This is a genomic window from Microbulbifer sp. ABF4_107 (assembly GCF_056312215.1).
In genome coordinates, this window is sequence record NZ_CM149983.1 from 2,050,264 (window position 1) to 2,070,375 (window position 20,112).

18 protein-coding genes are annotated in these 20,112 nt (G+C 58.0%); 11 read left to right on the forward strand and 7 right to left on the reverse strand.

The features are described from left to right. Window positions 1–73: 73 nt before the first annotated feature. Window positions 74–937 carry a translation elongation factor Ts gene (tsf, locus tag ACYX4K_RS08460; protein ID WP_475092558.1) on the reverse strand — a complete coding sequence of 288 codons (864 nt, stop codon included), beginning with the start codon at window positions 935–937 and terminating at the stop codon, window positions 74–76. A gap of 132 nt (window positions 938–1,069) precedes the next feature. Further along, complete coding sequence (gene rpsB, locus ACYX4K_RS08465) at window positions 1,070–1,819, reverse strand: 30S ribosomal protein S2 (RefSeq protein ID WP_475092557.1); 750 nt, start codon at window positions 1,817–1,819, stop codon at window positions 1,070–1,072. 484 nt (window positions 1,820–2,303) lie between these two features. Here rpsB and map point away from each other — a divergent pair, with 484 nt between their 5' ends. From map to ACYX4K_RS08505, 8 genes are all read left to right on the forward strand, one after another. Next, window positions 2,304–3,074 (forward strand): type I methionyl aminopeptidase, encoded by a 771-nt coding sequence (gene map / locus ACYX4K_RS08470; RefSeq protein WP_475092556.1) that lies wholly within the window; start codon window positions 2,304–2,306, stop codon window positions 3,072–3,074. Between the two features lie 68 nt (window positions 3,075–3,142). After that, complete coding sequence (locus ACYX4K_RS08475; RefSeq protein WP_475092555.1) at window positions 3,143–5,878, forward strand: [protein-PII] uridylyltransferase; 2,736 nt, start codon at window positions 3,143–3,145, stop codon at window positions 5,876–5,878. Between the two features lie 56 nt (window positions 5,879–5,934). Then, window positions 5,935–7,122, forward strand: a complete 1,188-nt coding sequence (gene dapC / locus ACYX4K_RS08480; protein WP_475092554.1) for a succinyldiaminopimelate transaminase — start codon at window positions 5,935–5,937, stop codon at window positions 7,120–7,122. Between the two features lie 23 nt (window positions 7,123–7,145). Continuing rightward, a complete protein-coding gene (gene nth / locus ACYX4K_RS08485) occupies window positions 7,146–7,829 on the forward strand; it encodes an endonuclease III (protein WP_475092552.1) in 684 nt (227 codons plus the stop codon). Between the two features lie 45 nt (window positions 7,830–7,874). Continuing rightward, window positions 7,875–8,219, forward strand: a complete 345-nt coding sequence (locus ACYX4K_RS08490) for an ArsC family reductase (RefSeq protein ID WP_475092551.1) — start codon at window positions 7,875–7,877, stop codon at window positions 8,217–8,219. 64 nt (window positions 8,220–8,283) lie between these two features. Next, on the forward strand, window positions 8,284–9,315 hold the full coding sequence (gene dapD, locus ACYX4K_RS08495; RefSeq protein ID WP_475092550.1) for a 2,3,4,5-tetrahydropyridine-2,6-dicarboxylate N-succinyltransferase: 1,032 nt from the start codon (window positions 8,284–8,286) through the stop codon (window positions 9,313–9,315). A 399-nt stretch (window positions 9,316–9,714) separates the two neighbouring features. Then, on the forward strand, window positions 9,715–10,842 hold the full coding sequence (gene dapE, locus ACYX4K_RS08500; RefSeq protein WP_475092549.1) for a succinyl-diaminopimelate desuccinylase: 1,128 nt from the start codon (window positions 9,715–9,717) through the stop codon (window positions 10,840–10,842). Window positions 10,843–11,039: 197 nt separating this feature from the next. Continuing rightward, window positions 11,040–13,001, forward strand: coding sequence for an alpha/beta hydrolase family protein (locus tag ACYX4K_RS08505; RefSeq protein ID WP_475092548.1), 1,962 nt, complete (start codon window positions 11,040–11,042; stop codon window positions 12,999–13,001). 25 nt (window positions 13,002–13,026) lie between these two features. Here ACYX4K_RS08505 and ACYX4K_RS08510 read toward each other — a convergent pair whose 3' ends face one another. From ACYX4K_RS08510 to ACYX4K_RS08520, 3 genes are all read right to left on the reverse strand, one after another. Then, complete coding sequence (locus ACYX4K_RS08510) at window positions 13,027–13,416, reverse strand: hypothetical protein (protein ID WP_475092547.1); 390 nt, start codon at window positions 13,414–13,416, stop codon at window positions 13,027–13,029. Between the two features lie 7 nt (window positions 13,417–13,423). Beyond that, entirely contained in the window at window positions 13,424–13,975 is a 552-nt protein-coding gene (locus ACYX4K_RS08515; RefSeq protein ID WP_475092546.1) for a flavodoxin, read from the reverse strand. Window positions 13,976–14,264: 289 nt separating this feature from the next. After that, the gene (locus ACYX4K_RS08520) at window positions 14,265–14,783 is read right to left on the reverse strand and encodes a Spy/CpxP family protein refolding chaperone (protein WP_475092545.1); all 519 of its coding nucleotides are present in this window, start codon (window positions 14,781–14,783) and stop codon (window positions 14,265–14,267) included. A 270-nt stretch (window positions 14,784–15,053) separates the two neighbouring features. Between ACYX4K_RS08520 and ACYX4K_RS08525 the strand changes: the two genes are divergently transcribed. From ACYX4K_RS08525 to ACYX4K_RS08535, 3 genes are all read left to right on the forward strand, one after another. After that, complete coding sequence (locus tag ACYX4K_RS08525; protein WP_475092544.1) at window positions 15,054–15,758, forward strand: response regulator; 705 nt, start codon at window positions 15,054–15,056, stop codon at window positions 15,756–15,758. 4 nt (window positions 15,759–15,762) lie between these two features. Next, window positions 15,763–17,169, forward strand: coding sequence for an ATP-binding protein (locus tag ACYX4K_RS08530; protein ID WP_475092543.1), 1,407 nt, complete (start codon window positions 15,763–15,765; stop codon window positions 17,167–17,169). A gap of 163 nt (window positions 17,170–17,332) precedes the next feature. Beyond that, the gene (locus tag ACYX4K_RS08535) at window positions 17,333–18,031 is read left to right on the forward strand and encodes an SRPBCC family protein (RefSeq protein WP_475092542.1); all 699 of its coding nucleotides are present in this window, start codon (window positions 17,333–17,335) and stop codon (window positions 18,029–18,031) included. A gap of 82 nt (window positions 18,032–18,113) precedes the next feature. Here ACYX4K_RS08535 and rluB read toward each other — a convergent pair whose 3' ends face one another. Continuing rightward, a complete protein-coding gene (gene rluB, locus ACYX4K_RS08540; protein ID WP_475092541.1) occupies window positions 18,114–18,983 on the reverse strand; it encodes a 23S rRNA pseudouridine(2605) synthase RluB in 870 nt (289 codons plus the stop codon). After that, window positions 18,980–19,960, reverse strand: coding sequence for an SMC-Scp complex subunit ScpB (gene scpB, locus ACYX4K_RS08545; protein ID WP_475092540.1), 981 nt, complete (start codon window positions 19,958–19,960; stop codon window positions 18,980–18,982). Before scpB ends, rluB begins: the two co-directional genes overlap by 4 nt. Window positions 19,961–20,112: the final 152 nt, after the last annotated feature.

Below are 20,112 nucleotides of genomic sequence, written 5' to 3' on the forward strand. Positions count from 1 at the left end.
ACGTATTCAAATGAACACACCGGGTGCACCCCGCTGGCGCCAGCGACCGCTTGGTCGCCGGCTGATTCAGACATCAAGAGCTGGCTTTAACCTGAGCGGCCACTTCCGCTGCAAAGTCAACGTCTTCTTTCTCGATACCTTCACCCACCTCAAAACGCACGAAGCTAGCAACGTCGCCACCGGCATCTTTCACCAGTTTGCCGATGCTCACGTCCGGGTTCTTAACGAAAGGCTGTTCCACCAGGCTGTTTTCCTTCAGGAACTTCTTGATGCGGCCGCCCATCATCTTCTCGACGATTTCGGCAGGCTTGCCTTCCATATCCGGCTGCGCCTTGATGATGTCTTTTTCCTTCTCCAGCACGTCAGCCGGCATATCTTCCGGCTTAACCACCTGCGGGTTGACCGCAGTTACGTGCATGGCCACGTCGCGCGCGGTTTCAACATCACCGCCACTCAGGGCAACGATGGCAGCGATACGGCTGTTGGAGTGCACATAGGCACCCACTACCGGCGCTTCAACCAGCTGAATGCGACGAACACCGATGTTCTCACCGATTTTCTGTACCAGCGCTTCGCGCGCTTCTTCCAGCTCACCTTCCATCAGTGCAGCAACATCTTCCTGACGATCGGCAAATGCCTTGTCGACAACCTTGCCAACGAAAGCTTTGAAGCCTTCATCGCGGGCAACGAAGTCGGTTTCGGAGTTCACCTCAACCAGAACACCGTAGCTGCCGTCTTCGGCAACTTTGGCAGCAACAACGCCGTCAGCAGCGGTACGGCCAGCTTTCTTGGCCGCTTTCAGGCCGGAAGCCTTGCGCAGGTCTTCAATCGCTTTCTCGATGTCGCCATCTGCCTCGTTCAGTGCTTTTTTACACTCCATCATCGGCAGACCGGTGCGCTCGCGCAGTTCTTTTACCATTGACGCGGTAATCGCCATGATTCAATCCTCGGGTTCAGATTCAAATTCTTTGTTGGATTTGAAAAAAAGGGGCCGGATAAGTGGCCCCTTTTCCCTGCAGCGTAACCCAAAAATGTTACACCGCCAGTAGCCTGCGGCTAGTACTCCGAATTAGGAGTCCGCAGCTTGCTGATCGTCCTGCGCTTCAACGTACTCATTCTGAGCAGCAGCGCCACCAGCTTCGGCAGTGCCAGCCAGTACAGCGTCGGCTACCGCAGTGGTGTACAGCTTGATGGCACGAATCGCGTCATCGTTACCAGGGATGATGTAGTCAACGCCTTCCGGGCTGCTGTTGGTATCAACGATACCGATCACAGGGATACCCAGCTTGTTGGCTTCCTGGATAGCGATACGCTCGTGCTCCACGTCGATCACGAACAGTACGTCCGGCAGACCACCCATGTCTTTGATACCACCGATGGAGCGCTCAAGCTTCTCCATGGTGCGGGTACGCATCAGGGCTTCTTTTTTGGTCAGCTTTTCGAAGGTACCGTCTTGAGACTGGGCTTCGAGATCGCGGTAACGCTTGATGGAAGCACGAATGGTTTTGTAGTTGGTGAGCATACCACCCAGCCAGCGGTTACTGACGTAGGGCTGACCCGCACGTTCGGCCTGCTCTTTGATGGACTTCTGCGCAGCGCGCTTGGTACCAACAAACAGGATCTTCTTCTTCTGCGCTGCCATGCCTTTGATGACTTGCAGAGCTTCGTTGAAGGCCGGAACAGTGTGCTCCAGGTTGATGATGTGAATCTTGTTGCGAGCACCAAAGATGTATTCACCCATCTTCGGGTTCCAGTAGCGAGTCTGGTGACCAAAGTGGACACCAGCCTGCAGCATATCGCGCATGCTGACTTGCGGCATAATAAACCTCAATAACAATAACGGAGGCAGCCGACCGTAACTTAAAGGCCGAATGCTTCCCGGGTTTGATCCTCCATATACCCCATTCACCAATCCTCGGGTTTCACCATCAGATGGGGAACCACAAAGACACCCAGGAGAATGTGCCGGTATATGTGCGGCGTTTGTTAAGTGCGGTGAAATTCACCACCCTTTGTTTAGCTTCACCTCGGGCACTGCCCAAAGCGGCGCGCTTTATACCATATTCCTCAGGGCGCTGGAAGTGTGAACAGCGCCACGAAAGCGGATTCTGCAGAATCGCTCTGGGTCGGACACGAATGCTGACATTCCGGTCACCTAATGCCCTGCCCCTGTAATTCCGCTACAATATCGCGCCGTTTCCGGGCCCAGCCTGACCTCGGGGCCCTGACTGCACCAAAATTGCGTTAAAAGTGTGCAAAACACGCGCACTTCTGCCAAAAGCCACGAATACCCGGGAAGATTCATGACCAACGCTGTAAAAAGTCCAGAACAGATCGCCAAAATGCGCACCGCCGGCCGCTTGGCCGCCGAAGTGCTGGAGATGATTGGCGAACATGTGGCTCCCGGTGTCACCACGGAAGAACTGGACCGCCGCTGTCATGACTATATCGTCAATGTTCAGGAGGCCATCCCCGCCTGCCTGGGCTATCGCGGCTTTCCCAAATCCATCTGCACCTCCGTTAACGAAGTGATCTGCCACGGCATCCCTTCCGAGTCCAAGGTGCTGAAGAAAGGCGACATCATCAATATCGACGTCACCGTCATCAAGGACGGCTGGTACGGCGATACGTCCAAAATGTACTTCGTCGGCAAACCCGCCGCCCATGCGGAACGCCTGGTCAAGATCACCCAGGAATGCCTGTACAAGGCTATCGAGATCGTGCGCCCCGGCACCACCCTTGGCGATATCGGCCACGTGATCCAGCAGCACGCAGAAAAAAATTACTACTCCGTGGTCAAAGACTTCTGCGGCCACGGCATCGGTGACGTCTTCCACGAAGACCCGCAGATCCTCCACTATGGCAAGCCGGGCACCGGCCAGGTACTGGAGGAAGGCATGACCTTCACCATCGAACCGATGATCAACGCCGGTAAGCCCGGCAGCCGAGTGCTGCGTGACGGCTGGACTGCGGTCACTGTCGATCGCCGCCTGTCCGCGCAGTGGGAGCACACTATGGCGGTCACCAGCGACGGGGTTGAGATTCTCACCGCGCGCAAGGAAGAGTCGTTCTGACCCCGACCAAAAACAAGACACATTTCAGCGCTCGCGCTGGCCGACAGGGTAAACCGGGTTCCGCATCTATGAATTCCACGCAGCTTGCGCAGTTACCGCATTTCGAAAAGCCCCTGTTTTTCTTCGACCAGTCCCGGTTCCGGAGAGATCTGGCGGAGGGTGCCCGCCCCACTCTGGAAATTTTCAAGGATGCGGTAGGCGCGGCAGATACCCATATGGCACGCCGTTTCCGCGAGGGCGAAGATGTTCGCACGCTGGTCTACGAGCGCGCCCTGTTTGTGGACTGCCTGCTGCACTACGCCTGGCACCAGTTCCAGTGGCCGAGCACCATCAGCCTGCTGGCCGTTGGGGGCTACGGCCGCGGCGAACTGCATCCCAATTCCGATATAGACCTGCTCATTCTCTCCACCGAAAAGCCGGACGAGACCGTCGTCGACAATATCGAGCGCCTGGTCGCCTTCCTGTGGGATCTGAAACTGGATATTGGCCACGCCGTGCGCACCGTGGACCAGTGTGTGGAAATGGCGGCGGAAGACATCACGGTTGCTACCAACCTGATGGAATGCCGCACCGTGGTCGGCAACCCGGCCCTCTGTGAAACCCTCACCGAGCGCATGACACCCGACAATCTATGGCCCGCAGACCAGTTCTTCAGCGCAAAGTACGAAGAGCAGGAAGCCCGCCACAGCAAGCAGCAGGGTGCCGAGTACAATCTTGAACCCAATATTAAAAACGCCCCCGGCGGCCTGCGGGATATCCAGACCATCAACTGGGTGGCCAAGCGCTATTTTCATGTGCGCACACTGAAACAATTGCAGGGCAAGGGTTTCTTCACCGAGGAAGAGTTCGCCATCCTGCAGTCAGGCGAGGACTTCCTGTGGCGGGTGCGTTACGGCCTGCACCTGCTGGCTGGCCGCCCGGAAGAACGGCTGCTGTTCGACTACCAGCGGGAACTGGCGCGAGACTTCGGCTACAAGGACAACGACACCCACCTGGCGGTGGAGCAGTTCATGCACACCTATTACCGCATCGTGATGGCGCTGCGGGAATTAAACGATGTGATGCTGCAGTTCCTGGATGAAGTGATCCTGCAGCGCGGCAAGCATCTGCCGGTCACCCCCATCAACGAGCGCTTCCAACTGCGCGGCAATACCATCGAGGCAGCGGTAACACGCACCTTTATCGAGTACCCGCCGGCCCTGCTGGAAATCTTTGTGCTGATGGCAAACAACCCGGAAATCCACGGGGTGCGCGCCTCCACCATTCGCCTGATGCGCGAACACCGACATCTCATCGACGATCAGTTCCGCGCGGACCCTGCCAATGCGCGCCTGTTTATGCAGCTGCTGCGCAGCCCGCGTGGCCTGTCCACGCAGCTGACCCGAATGACCCGCTACGGCATCCTCGGCCGCTACCTGCCGGAGTTTGGTCGCGTCACCGGGCAGATGCAGCACGACCTATTCCATATTTACACCGTGGATGCCCACACCCTGCAGGTAGTGCGCAATATGCGAGGCTTCCGCAGTGACGAGGCCTGGGAGAAGTTCCCGCTGGCCGCAGAAATCCTGTCGCGCATGCGCAAGCCCGAGCTGCTGTATATCGCCGGCCTCTATCACGATATTGCCAAGGGCCGCGGCGGTGACCACTCCAAACTTGGCGTGATCGATGCAGATGCGTTCTGTCGTCGCCACGGGCTCTCAGCTCGCGACCGCCGCCTGGTGTGCTGGCTGGTAGAAAAGCACCTGCTGATGAGCGCCGTCTCCCAGAAACAGGACATTACCGATCCGGAAGTGGTCCACGCCTTTGCCGCCGAAGTGGGCGACCGTGAACACCTGGACTACCTCTACGCACTGACGGTGGCAGACATTAACGCCACCAACCCGGACCTGTGGAACAGCTGGCGTGCCAGCCTGATGCGCCAGCTGTATCAGTACACCCAGCGCGCCCTGCGGCGCGGCCTTGAAAACCCCATCGACCGCGACGAAATCTACGTGGAAACCCAGGCACAGGCGCGCAATATGCTGCGCGCCATGGGAGTCCCCAGCAATGCGGTGGAAGATATCTGGTCGGAAATGGGTGAAGACTATTTCGTACGCGAAAGTACCGACAGCATCACCTGGCACACCGCCGCCATCTATCAGCTGCAGAAAGACCCGGCGCGGGACGAAGACAGCGACTCTGTGGTATTAACCCGCAACTCGGGCCCCGGAGAACACGACGGCGCTACGGAAGTATTTGTATACACCCCGGACAGACCCAACGTGTTTGCCGCGGTGGTTACCGGCCTCGACATGCTCAACCTGAACATTCACGACGCGCGGCTGTACAGCTCCGCCGGTGGCTACACACTGGATACTTTTTACGTACTGGACGAGAGTGGCCAGCCACTGCTGGACGAACCCCACCGCCTGGAGCAGATCCGCAATACCCTCCACAAAGAACTGAAACTGGTGGAGGATTATTCAAAAGTGATCAAGCGCCGCACCCCGCGCCGCCTGAAAATGTTCCATCTGCCGAGCCAGGCCCATATCTCCACTGAGCCCGGCGACACCTACAGCACCCTGGAAATCACCAGCGCGGACCGCCCTGGCCTGCTTGCGCGCATCGCACGGATTTTTATTACCCACGATCTGCGACTGCACAACGCAAAGATTTCCACGCTTGGGGAGCGGGTCGAGGATATTTTCCATATTACCGACGGCGACGATCAGCCGCTGACCGACGACAGCCTGATCGAACTGTTGGAACAGGCGATCTGCCAGGAACTGGACGCGCACCAGGCCACCTTGCCGCCGCAGCCGTGAAGCGTCGTGAGCGCCCCTGAATAGAGTCGTAAAACGCGTTACAAGCAGACAATAATATGAACCCGAATTTGCAACAGCTGCAGCCCTACCCTTTCGCCAAACTGGCAAAACTGAAAGAGGGTATTGAAACGCCCGCAGCACTGCCGCACATCGCGCTGTCCATCGGTGAACCCAAACACACGCCGCCGGCGTTTGTCCGCGACGAACTGATCGACAACCTGGAAAAACTCGCCGCCTACCCGCTCACCAAAGGGCTGGACGCGCTGCGTGAGACCATCGCCAACTGGCTGTGCAATCGGTTCAAACTTTCGGCACTGAATGCAGAATCGGAAGTGATTCCGGTCAATGGTACCCGCGAAGCGCTGTTCGCCTTCGCGCAGGCGGTAGTGACGCCAGGCTCGAAGGTGGTGATGCCAAACCCCTTCTACCAGATCTATGAAGGCGCTGCGTTTCTCGCCGGTGCCTCGCCCCACTTTGTAAACTGCAGTGCGGAAAACGGCTTCAAACCCGACTTTGCTGCGGTGCCAGAGAGTGTCTGGCAGGAATGCAGCCTGCTGTACCTCTGCACCCCAGGTAACCCCACCGGCGCGCTACTGAGTACCGACGATCTGAAACAACTGATCGCGCTGGCGGACAGGTACGACTTCATCATCGCCTCCGACGAATGCTACTCGGAACTCTATTTCGACGAGGCCAATCCCCCAGCGGGCCTGCTGCAAGCCTGCGCGGAACTCGGGCGCGATGACTACCGCCGCTGCGTGGTATTTCACAGCCTGTCCAAGCGCTCCAACCTGCCCGGCCTGCGCTCCGGCTTTGTGACCGGCGACGGTGAAGTTCTGGAAAAATTCCTGCTGTATCGCACCTATCACGGCTGCGCCATGCCGGTACCTACCCAGTATGCGTCCATTGCCGCGTGGCAGGACGAACAGCACGTGAAAGAGAACCGCGAACTGTATCGCCAGAAGTTCGATGCAGTACTGGAAATACTCGACGGCTGTATCGAGGTACAAAAACCGGAAGCGAGCTTCTACCTGTGGCCGAGGGTCGGCGACGGTGAATCCTTCGCCCGCGAGTTGTTCCGCCAGCAGCACATCACTGTACTGCCCGGCGCCTACCTGGCCCGCGAGGCCAACGGAGTAAATCCCGGCGCGGAATATGTGCGCATGGCCCTGGTCGCCACCCTGGAAGAATGTATCGAAGCAGCAAGGCGCATTCGCAGCTTCTGCGAAAAGAATCCGTTGTAGGAGCCTGCTTGCTGGCGAATAAAATGACCGAAGAATTTGCAGTGAAAAAAAACCTGCTCAAGCAGGAACGGGTAGATTACATCCTTCATAGACTGGAAGAGCTCTACCCGGAAACCCCGGTGCCCCTGGACCACTTCGATGCTTACTCTCTGCTGGTCGCGGTTTTACTTTCCGCGCAATGCACCGATGAGCGGGTAAACCAGATCACCCCGGCACTATGGGAGCTCGCGGACAATCCCTACGACATGGCCAAGGTGCCGGTAGAGAAAATCCGCGAAGTAATCCGCCCCTGTGGACTGTCACCGCAAAAGTCCAAGGCAATTCAGAAACTCTCCGAGATTCTGGTCAACGAATACCACGGCCAGGTGCCGGAAAACATGGCCGCTCTGGAAACCCTGCCGGGAGTGGGCCACAAAACCGCAAGCGTAGTGATGGCCCAGTCCTTCGGCCACCCGGCCTTTCCGGTGGATACGCACATCCACCGCCTGGCCCAGCGCTGGGGTCTTACCTCAGGTAAAAATGTGGCGCAGACGGAGAAGGATCTGAAGCGGGTTTTCCCGCGGGAGAAATGGAACAAACTACATCTGCAGATTATTTTCTACGGCCGCGAATACTGCTCCGCCCGCGGCTGCGACGGCACCGTATGCGAAATCTGCACCACCTGTTACCCGGCGCGCAAACATCCGAAGAAAACAAAAAAAGCCTGAATCCAGAACTTCAGGCCTGACAGAACGACAGAAACTGGAAAACCAATGATTACCCTGTACGGCATCAAGAACTGCGACACCGTAAAAAAGGCCCGCAAGTGGCTAGAACAAAATGGTGTGGAATACACCTTCCACGATTTCCGCGAAGACGGTATGGGCAGCGTGCCGCTAACCCAGTGGCTGGAAGAATTTGGCTGGGAGCAGGTACTGAACCGCCGCTCCACCAGCTGGCGTGCCTTGGATGAGGCGCAAAAAAACGGCATGGACAATGGCAGCGCAAAAGCCCTGGCCCTTGAGACCCCAACACTTATTAAGCGCCCGGTGATGACCAAGGGCGGCGACACCCTGTTCGGCTTCAAGGCCGACAGCTACGCCAGCTTCGTCAAGTAATCCCCGGCAGCTAACCCCGACAGCAACACATTAACAAATTCAGACTCACGAAAAGGAAACCATCATGAGCAACCTGTACAGCATTGGCTTCGGCGTCGGCACCTGCAACAGCAAGGGCGAGTGGCTGGAAGTGTACTTCCCGCAACCGCTACTGAACCCGAGCGAAGAAATCGCCAAGGCCGTGACCGGCACTCTCGATATCAATGGCGGCAACGTAGCCGTTGCTCTGGAAGAAGCACAACTGCAACCGCTGGCAGATCAACTGGCCAGCGCCGGTGCCGAAGAACAGGCAGCCATCCTGCGCCAGTTCGCCAACAGCCAGCGTCCGCTGGTGGCGGTAGTGCTGCACAGCGATGACGCGCCGCAGTCTGTGCCGGAGGCCTACCTGAAGCTGCACCTGCTGTCCCACCGTCTGGTAAAACCTCACGGCACCAAGCTGGACGGTATCTTCGGCCAGCTGGCCAACGTAGCCTGGACCAACCAGGGCGCCATCGATCTGGCAGAACTGCCCCAGCGTCAGCTGGAAGCACGCCTCAAGGGCGAGCTGCTGGAAGTTTCCTGCGTGGACAAGTTCCCGAAAATGACCAACTACGTTGTGCCGACAGGTGTGCGTATCGCCCACACTGCCCGCGTGCGTCTGGGTGCTTACCTGGGTGAAGGCACCACCATCATGCACGAAGGTTTCGTAAACTTTAATGCCGGCACCGAAGGCCCGGGCATGATCGAAGGCCGCATTTCTGCCGGTGTATTCGTGGGCGCTGGTTCCGATCTGGGCGGCGGCAGCTCCACCATGGGTACTCTGTCTGGCGGTGGTAATATCGTCATTTCCCTGGGCGAAGGCTGCCTGCTGGGTGCCAACGCGGGCACCGGTATTCCCCTGGGCGACCGCTGCACTGTTGAGTCTGGCCTGTACATTACCTCCGGCACCAAAGTCGCCCTGCTGGACGACAAAGGCGAAGTTGCCGAATCTGTTAAAGCTCGCGACCTCGCTGGCAAATCCGACCTGCTATTCCGTCGCAACTCTACCACTGGTGCAGTTGAGTGTTTGACCAACAAAAGTGCCGTCGAGTTGAACGCTGAACTCCACAGCAACTGATTTTTTCGTCGCTACCGGGTCCATTTGGTTTCCGCACTGTGGCGGCAAAACACCTGGTGGAACATTTCGGAATCGCTGTAGATACATCCCTGTACGCTCCGGCGGTGCCATCCCTGGCACCGACGGTTCCGAAATGTTCCACCAGGCGCATTGCCTTCAGTCGAAGTTCAGCACTTCGCACTGAAAAACCGGGCAACCAGTTGAACCTGTTCAATTATATGCGTTTCAACGCGAAGGCCTGCCTGCCGGGGGCTGTTCGCGAGACCTTCTGCGAGAGGGACCTCGCAGAAGAGCCCCCATGGATGGGTTCACGGCGTGTCTCGCGAACAGCCACCGGCAGGCAGGCCGCCACAAAATAGGAACAGCGCTCCCAATACCACGGAGCCAGTAGAAACTCCCATGACCCCGACAGTAAAACTAACCTGCGACCTGATTAGCAAAAGATCCGTAACCCCTGAAGACGCGGGTTGTATGGACCTGATGCTCGAGCGCCTGGAAAAAATCGGCTTTAAAACCGAGCACCTGCGTTTTGGCGATACCGATAACTTCTGGTCCGTACGCGGCGAAGAAGGCCCACTGTTTGCCTTCGCCGGCCACACCGACGTAGTGCCAACCGGCCCGGAAGCAAACTGGAAATACCCTCCGTTCGAACCACAAGTGGTCGACGGCATGCTGTATGGCCGCGGTGCAGCCGATATGAAAGGTTCACTGGCCGCCATGGTGGTCGCCTGTGAAGAATTTGTCGCGGCACACCCGGACCACAAAGGCCGCATCGCCTTTCTGATTACCAGCGACGAGGAAGGCCCGGCAAAGCACGGTACCGTGAAAGTCGTCGAGTGGCTGGAAGAGCGCAATGAAAAAATCGACTGGTGTCTGGTTGGCGAGCCCTCCAGCACCACCCTCGCCGGTGACGTGATCAAGAATGGCCGCCGCGGCTCTCTCGGCCTGGAGCTTACCGTATTCGGAATCCAGGGCCACGTCGCCTACCCGCACCTTGCAGAAAACCCCGTGCACAAACTGGCACCGGCCCTGGCCGAGCTGGCTGCAGAAGAGTGGGACCAGGGTAACGATTTCTTTCCGGCTACCAGCTTCCAGGTCTCCAACATCAACGGCGGCACCGGTGCCACCAACGTGATTCCCGGAGACGTGAAAGTCGTGTGCAACTGGCGCTTCTCAACGGAAACCACCGCAGAGGAACTGGAAAGCCGCGCCCGAGCCATTTTTGACAAGCATGGCCTCAATTATGAAGCCAACTTTAACCTGAGCGGCCAACCCTTCCTGACCGCCGAAGGCCCGCTGGTAGAGTCCGCCCAGGCCGCCATTCGTAAAGCGACTGGGCGAGAGACCGAGCTGTCCACCGCCGGTGGCACCTCCGATGGCCGTTTTATCGCCCCGACCGGTGCACAGGTGGTAGAACTCGGCCCGGTGAACGCCACCATTCACAAAGTGGATGAGTGCGTGAAGGCCGATGACCTCGACCTGGTAAAGGATATGTACCGGGAGATATTGAAAGGCCTACTAGCCTAGTCTCACACCACAGCAACGAAGCGTGATACATATCACATAGATGTCGCCCAATCTGTTTTCCAATAGACTGGTGTCTCGAGGATCGATCATTTTCGATCCTCGAGTAACAGATACGGGCGGCCGTTTACGCAAGGTGATCTACTGACCGATGCTCAGGCCCCCCGCCCGGAAGAATCGAAGAAGTACACGGAGTCACCATGCGTTTTGTTTCTGCTTTGACCATAGCCCTGCTCGCAATGGTCAGCCCTTTTTTCGTCTCAGCCGCCGCGGTTCCCCTCGAAGACCTGATCCGCCACCCGGAAGTTCACCAGGTAAAAATCTCCCCAACGGGATCGCATATGGCTGTCGCCCGCAGCTATGAGGGAGAGCGGGTGCTGGTCTTTATGAGCCTTTCCCCACTGAAAATTACCGGTTCCCTGCGGTTTCGTGGCAAGGAAGAAGTCGGAGAGTTTTACTGGGCGAACAACGAACGGGTTGTTGCCGAGGTAATGAGCCGGCGCGCAGCCCTTGAGACTCCGGTCAACTATGGCTCGCTGTTCGCCATCAATGCAGACGGTAGCCGCGGTAAAAATATTTTTGGCTACGCCGCCGGTGAGCAGCAACTGGGCAGTCGCATCAAAAAAGCCGAGGCAACGTACGCCCACGCCACCATTATTGACCCACTGGTAGACGACAAGAACGAAATCCTTATATCCACCTCCCCCTGGGCCCGGGACTTTGAAAGCCACGGCGATGTATACCGGCTCAACATTTACACCGGGGTGCGTAAAGAGATCGTCGGTCTGCCGCAAGTGGGTGGGCGGGCGTATACGGATGGCAGGGGTAACCTGCTGTTCGCCAACGGAACCAATCGCGAGAACAAATACGAACTCTACGCCAAGGCCGACAATGGCTGGTCACAGATCACCCACCCGTTGCTGCGCAACGCCTACCCGGTTGGGTTCGATCACTCTCGCCAGTTGAGTTATCTGGTGGTGGATACCCCCAACGCTACGGAAACACTGGTCACCTGGGACGCAGAAAACAAAACTCTCGGAAAGGTGCTGCAACACGAAATCGCGGATATCAGTGACATCATCCTGCACCCTCACACCCAGACTCCTCTGGGTGCCTACCTGAACCCGGACTATCCCACCGCGCAGTTTTTCGATGAGGGCGATGGCTTCGCACCCTTCTATCGCGGACTGAAACAGGCCTTCGAGGGCTACCATATCAACTTCACCAGTTTTACCCGCGATGGCAAGAAAGGGGTTTTACAGGTATCCGGCGACCGCCTGCCAGGGGACTACTTCCTCGTCGACCTGGAGTCCAAAAAAGTCGACTTCCTGCTTTCTTCCGCAGAATGGCTGGATCCGATGAACCTGAACCCGATGCGTGCGGAATCCTTCGAGGCTTCCGATGGGCTGCGAATCAGTACCTACCTGACCTTCCCGGCAGGCCGTGAAGAAACCGGCAAACTGCCGATGGTCGTGATGCCCCACGGCGGACCGCACGCTAGAGATTTTTGGGGGTACACCCGCGACGCACAAATTCTTTCCCAAAACGGCTATCTGGTACTTCAGGTGAATTTCCGCGGTTCTACCGGGTTTGGCGATCACTTCCAGGATGCCGGAAAAAATGAGTGGGGCGGCGCAATTCAGCGGGATATTGCCGAAGCCGTACAGTGGGCAGTGAAGCAAGGCCACGCCGATGCAGATCGCGTATGTATCTACGGAGCCAGTTTCGGCGGTTATTCTGCGCTCATGAACCCTATCCGCTATCCGGCACTTTACCAGTGCGCTGCGGGCTATGTGGGTGTTTACGACCTGGAGTTGTTGTACAAGAAGGGAGATATTCGCCGAAGGGATCGCGGTGTCGCGTATCTTGGTGGAACCATTGGACAGAACCCGGAGGTTATGCGCGCAAACTCTCCGCTGTATCACACCGATAAGCTGGACCTGCCGCTATTTATCATTCACGGTGAAGAAGACGAGCGCGCGCCGGTAGCCCACGCGGAAGCGATGCTTGAAGAGCTGGAGAAAAGCGGCAAGCCGGCCCAGTCCCTGATCGTCAAGCACGAGGGGCACGGATTTTATAACGAGGAGAACCGGCGCTTGATGTACACCCAGTTACTGGATTTTCTGGACGCCCATATCGGTGTGGGCGCCGCGGAGAAATAGGAAAAATTGAAACGTGGCCGGTGGGTTAATGCAACCTTCCGTGCCGCGCTACCGGCTCCGTCTGATCGTGGCCATCGTAGCCGTGAGCCATCACAAAATAGTAAAGCACCTGTTCTTCGCCATCCGCTTCGGCCATCAGATCGAAGATCACCTCGTCCTTATCGCCGGGCGTCATACGCACGGATGTCACCAGATCCGGCTCGATAAATACTTCTCCGATCAAGCGTTTACCCCGCACCAGCTGAACCAGCAGTGTGCGCGGGTTCTCCTGGGTGAAACGCCAGTGAAAATCATCGTCGTCGTAGAGTATGGAGTCCGGGGTACCGGCGCGCAGGATACAGTTACAGTGATCCGCAAGCCAAGGCCAGAAATCCTGCAGTGCCATGGAAGCCGTGTGCATGTCCGTTTGCGTCATGACGCTATCAATCCTCGATCACAGCGATACTTTCTGCACCACCTTCCAGGCCAAATTCTTCCGCGATCTGCTGGCACCATTCGTTCAGGCGCGCGCAGGTCATTTCTTCCTGCTGATCCTCATCGATCGCCAGGCCCACAAACAGGTTCTGCCCGGCTATTTCCGCTTTCGAGGCTTCAAACTCATAGCCGGCGGTAGACCAGTGACCCACGATGATCGCTCCATTGGCGACGATCACATCGTGCAGCATTCCCATGGCATCGAGGAAATAGTCCCCATATCCAAACTGGTCGCCCAGGCCAAACAGAGCAACAGTTTTACCGGTAAAGTCGATTTCCTGCACATCTTCCCAGAAATCTTCCCAATCTGACTGGATCTGCCCAAAGTCCCAGGTAGGGATACCAAAAATCAGTTGTTCATAATCCGCTATTTCCAGCTGGGTAACATCGGCAATATCGTGGACTACCACCCGGTCTTCCCCCAGACGCGCGGCAATACGCTGGGCGACGCCCTCGGTGTTGCCCTCGTCGCTACCGTAAAACAGGCCGATCTTGCTCACTGTATATCCTCTACTGCCAATTGCTGCCCCGAACGGCGCGACTCGGAAAGCGAATTCCGGGCGATATTCGTGGGGCGGGCATTTTCCCAACAATGGGCGGGTTCAGCAAGGCGCGTCGCCTTTCTCGGGACATTGCCCGGCAAAACGAAAAAAACCCCTGCAGAACAGGGGCATCAGGGGGATGGACCCCACCGGCTGTTGGGGTGGGCGCCGGCGAGTCCGATGCTGCATTCACAGCATAAGGGTATGACTGACTGCTAAAACAAGAACCTGAGAGCGTCGCTAGCGCTTAATCCGCCTGCTTTTCCGCGCGACGCGCCTTTCGCTCCTCGAAGCGCGCCTTGCGCTCCGCTTTCATTTCTTCCAGTTTGGCCTTCTGCTCATTGGTCAGGATGGCCTCGAACTGCTGGCGCTTCTGGTGCATCCGCTGCATTTTCGCCACTTCCAGCTTGCCCAGCTGCGCACCCAGACTGTCGAGGGTCGCCTGGTCAGCACCGGAGTCAATGGCCTCGCGCAGTTGCTTGTGCAGCTCGCGCATCGCCTGGCGATCCGCCTTGCGCGCCTCTTTGCCAGCTTCGCGATCCGCTTTCAGTTGCGCTTTCTGGCCTTCGGTGAGATCGAGCTCTTCCGCCAGGCGCTCAAACATGCGCCCCTTGTGGTCACCACCGCGGTGGTGCTCTCCCTTGTGATGGCGCGGGCCGTGATCCCCGTCGGGGAAGGCCATCACCAGGCCGGAAGTGGTCAGTGCGCTACCCAGGATCAGGGTGCCAGCGAGTGCCTTCCATTTGTTCATAGTCAGTTGTTTCATATTGAAATCCTCAAATAACGCTGTGCTGTAAGGCAAACCACTTTGTCGTTCACGTAGTCTCTCAAGGACCCGCTTGGCGGTTTGCGTGTTTCCCGAGTCGGTATGTGCATACTAGGCTCGCGCACTGTAAATAGGGGCTAATGGCGGTAAACATTTGTTAAGAACGGTAAAACACACAATCCTATTTCCCGATTCTCCGCGACACTGCGCATATAATTCCCCAACACTGAGCAGCAACCCTGCACCACCCGGAAATGTGAGCACTTATTCATGAGTCATATTCTGCTGGTAGACGACGACACCGAACTGACTGAATTACTGGAAGAGTTTCTGGTAGGGGAAGGATTTGAGGTAACCGTGGCGAACGACGGCGGCCGCGGCCTGGAACTGGCCCGCAGCATGCCGTTTGACGCACTGGTACTGGACGTCATGCTGCCGGTACACACCGGTTTTGATGTTTTGCGCAAGCTGCGCGAAGACGCCGCCAACCCCGGGCACTCGCTACCCGTGGTCATGCTGACGGCGAAAGGCGATACCGTTGACCGGATCGTCGGACTGGAAATGGGTGCGGACGACTACCTGCCCAAACCGTGTAATCCGCGCGAACTGGCGGCCCGTCTGCGCGCCATTCTGCGCCGCGGGCGCAATGAGTCAGAATCGAGTAGCGATGACCTGGTCAACGGCTCCCTGCGCCTGTTACCGCGGGAACACCTGTGCCAGTGGAATGATCAGCCGGTCAACCTCACCGGCGCAGAGTTTTCCGTACTCAAGGTTCTGGCAGAGAGCGCGGGCCAGGTGGTCAGCAAGGAAGTACTGACGCAACAGGCCCTGGGGCGCAAACTGATGCCTTACGACCGCTCCATCGATGTGCACGTGAGCAACATTCGCAAGAAGCTCACCGAGCAGGGCGCGCACCGGGAATTGATCATCAATATCCGGGGTGCTGGCTATATGCTGACCCGCACTCAGAGCTAACCTGATGAGCAGCTTGTTTGGACGCATTTTCTTCGGTGCCTGGCTCACCGCGATCATCATGGTACTGGCGGCGGTCTACATCACGCATATCCGCGAGTTCGGCGATCCAGCACAGAGAGATCGCTGGGAGGGGCCCGAGCTGTTCCGCGAGATCACGCACAACTTGCGTATGACCCGCCGCCACGGCATCGATCATTTCCAACACTGGCTGGAACAACAGCCGAAGGATGTACAGAAGCGCGTCTACGCCATCGACAGCGACGGCCAGGAAATTCTTCACCGCCCCATCCCCAGAGACATGGCGCCATTTTTCACCGGCCTCAACTTCCGCAATCGCGAGGCGCGTGGGCTGGTGGACAGAAAACCCAGTGTGGGCTTTTTCGTCCACCAGCGCGGTGGCGAGACACTGCGCGTGGTGTTTATTGCCGGGAAGAGTAAGGAAGAGCTACTGCTGCGATTTATCCTGCGCAGCTTTTGGCCGATTCTGGTACTGGTCACCCTGGCCTCTGGCCTGGCGTGCTATCTGCTGGCCCGCTACCTGAGCAAGCCCCTGGACAATTTGCGCATTGCCACCCGCCGGGTGGCGGCCGGGGACCTCAGTTACCGGGTAACCCCCACCCTGCGCGGCCACGGGCGCGAGCTGGGGGAACTGGCCGGAGACTTCGACTCTATGACCGCACAGCTTCAGGAGTCGATGTCGGAGCAGCGCCGACTGATCAAGGATGTGTCCCACGAGTTGCGCTCCCCCCTCGCGCGCCTGCAGGTGGCACTGGGTATCGCCCGCCAGAAGCAGATCGAGGCGTTGGACCCCGAGCTCGACAAGATCGGCAAGGCGGCGGATTACCTGGAAGACATCATTGCCGATATTCTGTCCCTCCCGGTCAGCGGAGACGCTGAGCGGCCACTGGACGACGTGGTGGAAATCAACGGCCTGCTTCAGGCGCTGAGCGATGAACTGAAAGACGAAGCCCGTGGCAAGCAGGTCTCAATATGCCTGCGCGGCGAAGGCAGCGAGTTACTGGTGGCCACCCGCGGCAGCTCCCTCACGGCGGCACTGGAGAATATTTTGCGCAACGCGATCAAATACAGCCCCGAGGGCGGCCGCGTTACGGTGACCGTGGATTCAGTTCCCCCACCTGCAGAGCAGGCTGGCTCGCCCAATGAGGAGGGCTGCCAGATTCAGGTGATCGATTCCGGGCGCGGTGTGCCGGAGTCCGAGCTGCAGGCCATTTTCCGCGCCTTCTACCGCACCGACGAAGCACGCAGCCGCGAAAGCGGTGGTTTCGGGCTTGGCCTGGCCATTGCCCAGCGCACCGTTGCCCAGCACCGGGGGCAGATCGAGGCCTTCAATGCCCCCGGTGCCGGCCTTGCCGTGCGTATCACCCTGCCGGTCCTGGACAACAACTTTTAGTCGTCAGACAGCGGATGGATAAGGATCTCATTCCCGTATCCATCCGCTGGCGAAGCTGAAATTCTCCCAGTACACTTTCCTGCAGGCTTTGCAGGCCGGTGATCGTGCAGTTCCCTCCCCCTGCCAGAGTCCCTTTCTCACACTTTCCTCTAGGGGGTCCGCGATGCGCTGGATACTGTACATACTGCTTTTTCTCGCCCTGCTGGTACTGGCCGGCTTTCTGTTTCCGCGTGTCGCCACCACTGAGCGCAGTGTCTACATCGCCGAACCACCGGAGGTGGTCTTCCCCTATCTGAACAATTTCCGCAACTTCAACAAGTGGTCCCCCTGGTACCAGATCGACCCGAATACCGAATACACCTACGAGGGTTTTACCGAGGGCAACGGCGCCATCATGAAATGGACAAGCGACAACCCCAGTGTGGGCAGCGGCTCTCAGACCATTACCGCCAGCGAGCCCTACTCACGTGTTGCCACTGACCTGGACTTCGGCACCCAGGGGCAGGCCAAGGCTGAATTTACCCTGCAGCCACAGAGTAGCGGCACCAACGTAACCTGGTCATTTGAGTCGGAAATGGGCGGCAGCCCCATCGCACGTTGGATGGGCCTGATGGTGTCGCGCATGGTTGGCAAGTCCTACGAAGATGGACTGCAGAAGCTGAAAACCCTGGTGGAGTCCGAAGCCGGCGCCGGTACTCCCCCGGTCTCAGCGGATGAAGCGGTCCCTTCCGAGGGCGGCAATATCGAACCGGAAGTGACAGACCCGGGTATGGAAAACGAGATCATCGAAGGCGATGATATTGAAGTGCCGGATTCCGACGGTGATGCGATTGAAGATTTCGAGCAGGATGAACAGCCCTGAACCACATCGGCGACACCGTCGCCGGGGCACAAAAAAGGCAGCGATCACACTGCCTTTTTTTGTGCTCAACCCGTGCGCAAACTCAGTGGCTATTGCGCTTTGGTGCGCGGCCACCCGAGGGCACCGGTGACTTACGAAGCTTGCGGCGCTGGCGCTGCAGGATTTCTTTCTCCGACTGAGTAAGCGCGCGCTGCCCCAGCTTGGGCAGTCCCGCGGTAATACACAGGTCGTCGATCTCTTTGGGTTCCATTTCAATCCACTGCCCGACGCGCACGTGGGACGGGATAAATACACTGCCGTAGCGCACCCGCTTCAGACGGCTGACACGCACGCCTTGGGATTCCCACAACCGTCGTACTTCCCGGTTGCGTCCCTCCATGACCACACAGTAAAACCAGCGATTGGTACCCTCACCGCCGCTTTCCACAATATCGGTAAAACGGGCATCGCCGTCATCCAGCGAAACACCTTTGGTCAGGCGCTTCTTCATGTCGTCGTCCACCTGCCCCTGAATCCGCACCAGGTATTCCCGATCGATCACCGACGACGGGTGCATCAGTTTGTTTGCCAGCTCGCCACTGTTGGTAAACAACAGCAGCCCGCTGGTATTGAAATCCAGTCGCCCGACAGAAATCCAGCGCCCGGTCTTAAGGCGCGGCAAGCGGTCGTAAACCGTGGGACGGCCTTCCGGGTCGTGGCGGGAGCAGATCTCGCCGGTGGGCTTGTTGTAAAGAATCACGCGTACGCGGTTTTCGTCACCACCGGCAATACGTTTGCCGTCAAACTCAATCTGGTCGTCTTCGCTGACCCGCTCACCCAGCCCGGCCACTTCGCCATTGACGGTGACTCGGCCAGCTTCGATGGCGCGCTCCATTTCCCGGCGCGATCCAAGGCCGGCTCGGGCCAATACTTTTTGCAGTTTTTCGCCCAGTGGCGCTGCTTCATCACTCATGAGTGGAGATTTTCCGGGGATTGCTGTTCATCTTCATCCTGTTCGTCGCTAGGATCATCGTACTTGGCGACGTCTTCCTCTTCAGCTTCCGCTGTCGGGTCGCCATCTTGTGCTAGAGACGCCTCTTCAGGGTAGTCCTCGTCGCTGTCGCTGTCTGCGGTTTCTATTTGTGGTTGTGCCGGCGCGTCTGAAACTTCATCGTCCACTGGCGACATGTCGTCTTCCTCCGTCACTTCGGGGGCTGAAGCTTCGCCACTGTCGACCGAGAGACCTTCGGGCGCTGGTTCCGCTACCTCACCATCGGCAGCCTGCTCTTCCGCTGTACTGGCAGCAGGCTCGCCCTCCTCCCCTTCACTGTCTACGGTCCCATCGCCCTCCGCTGGTGCCGGCGCACCATCGCCAAGGTCCAGGACGGCATTGAGGCTTTCGATATCGCGGATTTCCGCCAGCGTCGGCAGGTCGTCGAGGCTCTTCAGATTGAAGTAATCGAGGAATTCACGGGTAGTGGCGTAAAGTGACGGCTTGCCCGGCACGTCACGCTGCCCGACAACCTTGATCCAGCCGCGCTCAGACAGGCTTTTGACAATATGCGAACTCACCGCCACACCGCGGATCTCTTCAATATCACCACGGGTGATGGGCTGCCGATAAGCAATGATCGCGAGAGTTTCCAGGGTCGCACGGGAATATTTCTGCGGTTTTTCTTCCCACAGTTTGTTTACCCAGGGGGCCAGATCTTTCGGCACCTGAAAACGCCAACCACTGGCGACCTGTGTCAATTCAAAGCCGCGCTCGGCACAATTTTCCGCAATCTCTTCCAGAGCCTGTTTCAGCTCGGCTTTCTCCGGGCGCTCCCCTTCGTCGATCAGGGACAGAAGCTTGTCTTCCGACAGCGGCTGCGCTGCGGCCAGCAGGGCGCCCTCGACGATCCGGCGCAGTAATTCCGGGGCGATACTCATGTTGTTGGATTCACTCACTCTTCACTAAACCCCGGCGCTGTGCGCACTGGTGATTCAATACTGGTTTCTTGTTCGGTCTCGGTATCAAACGCGAGTTCACCATTGGGCTGAGGCGCTTCCGCTTGCGGTGCGCCCTCAGCATCGTCAACGATCGCGTTTTCTTCGCTCTC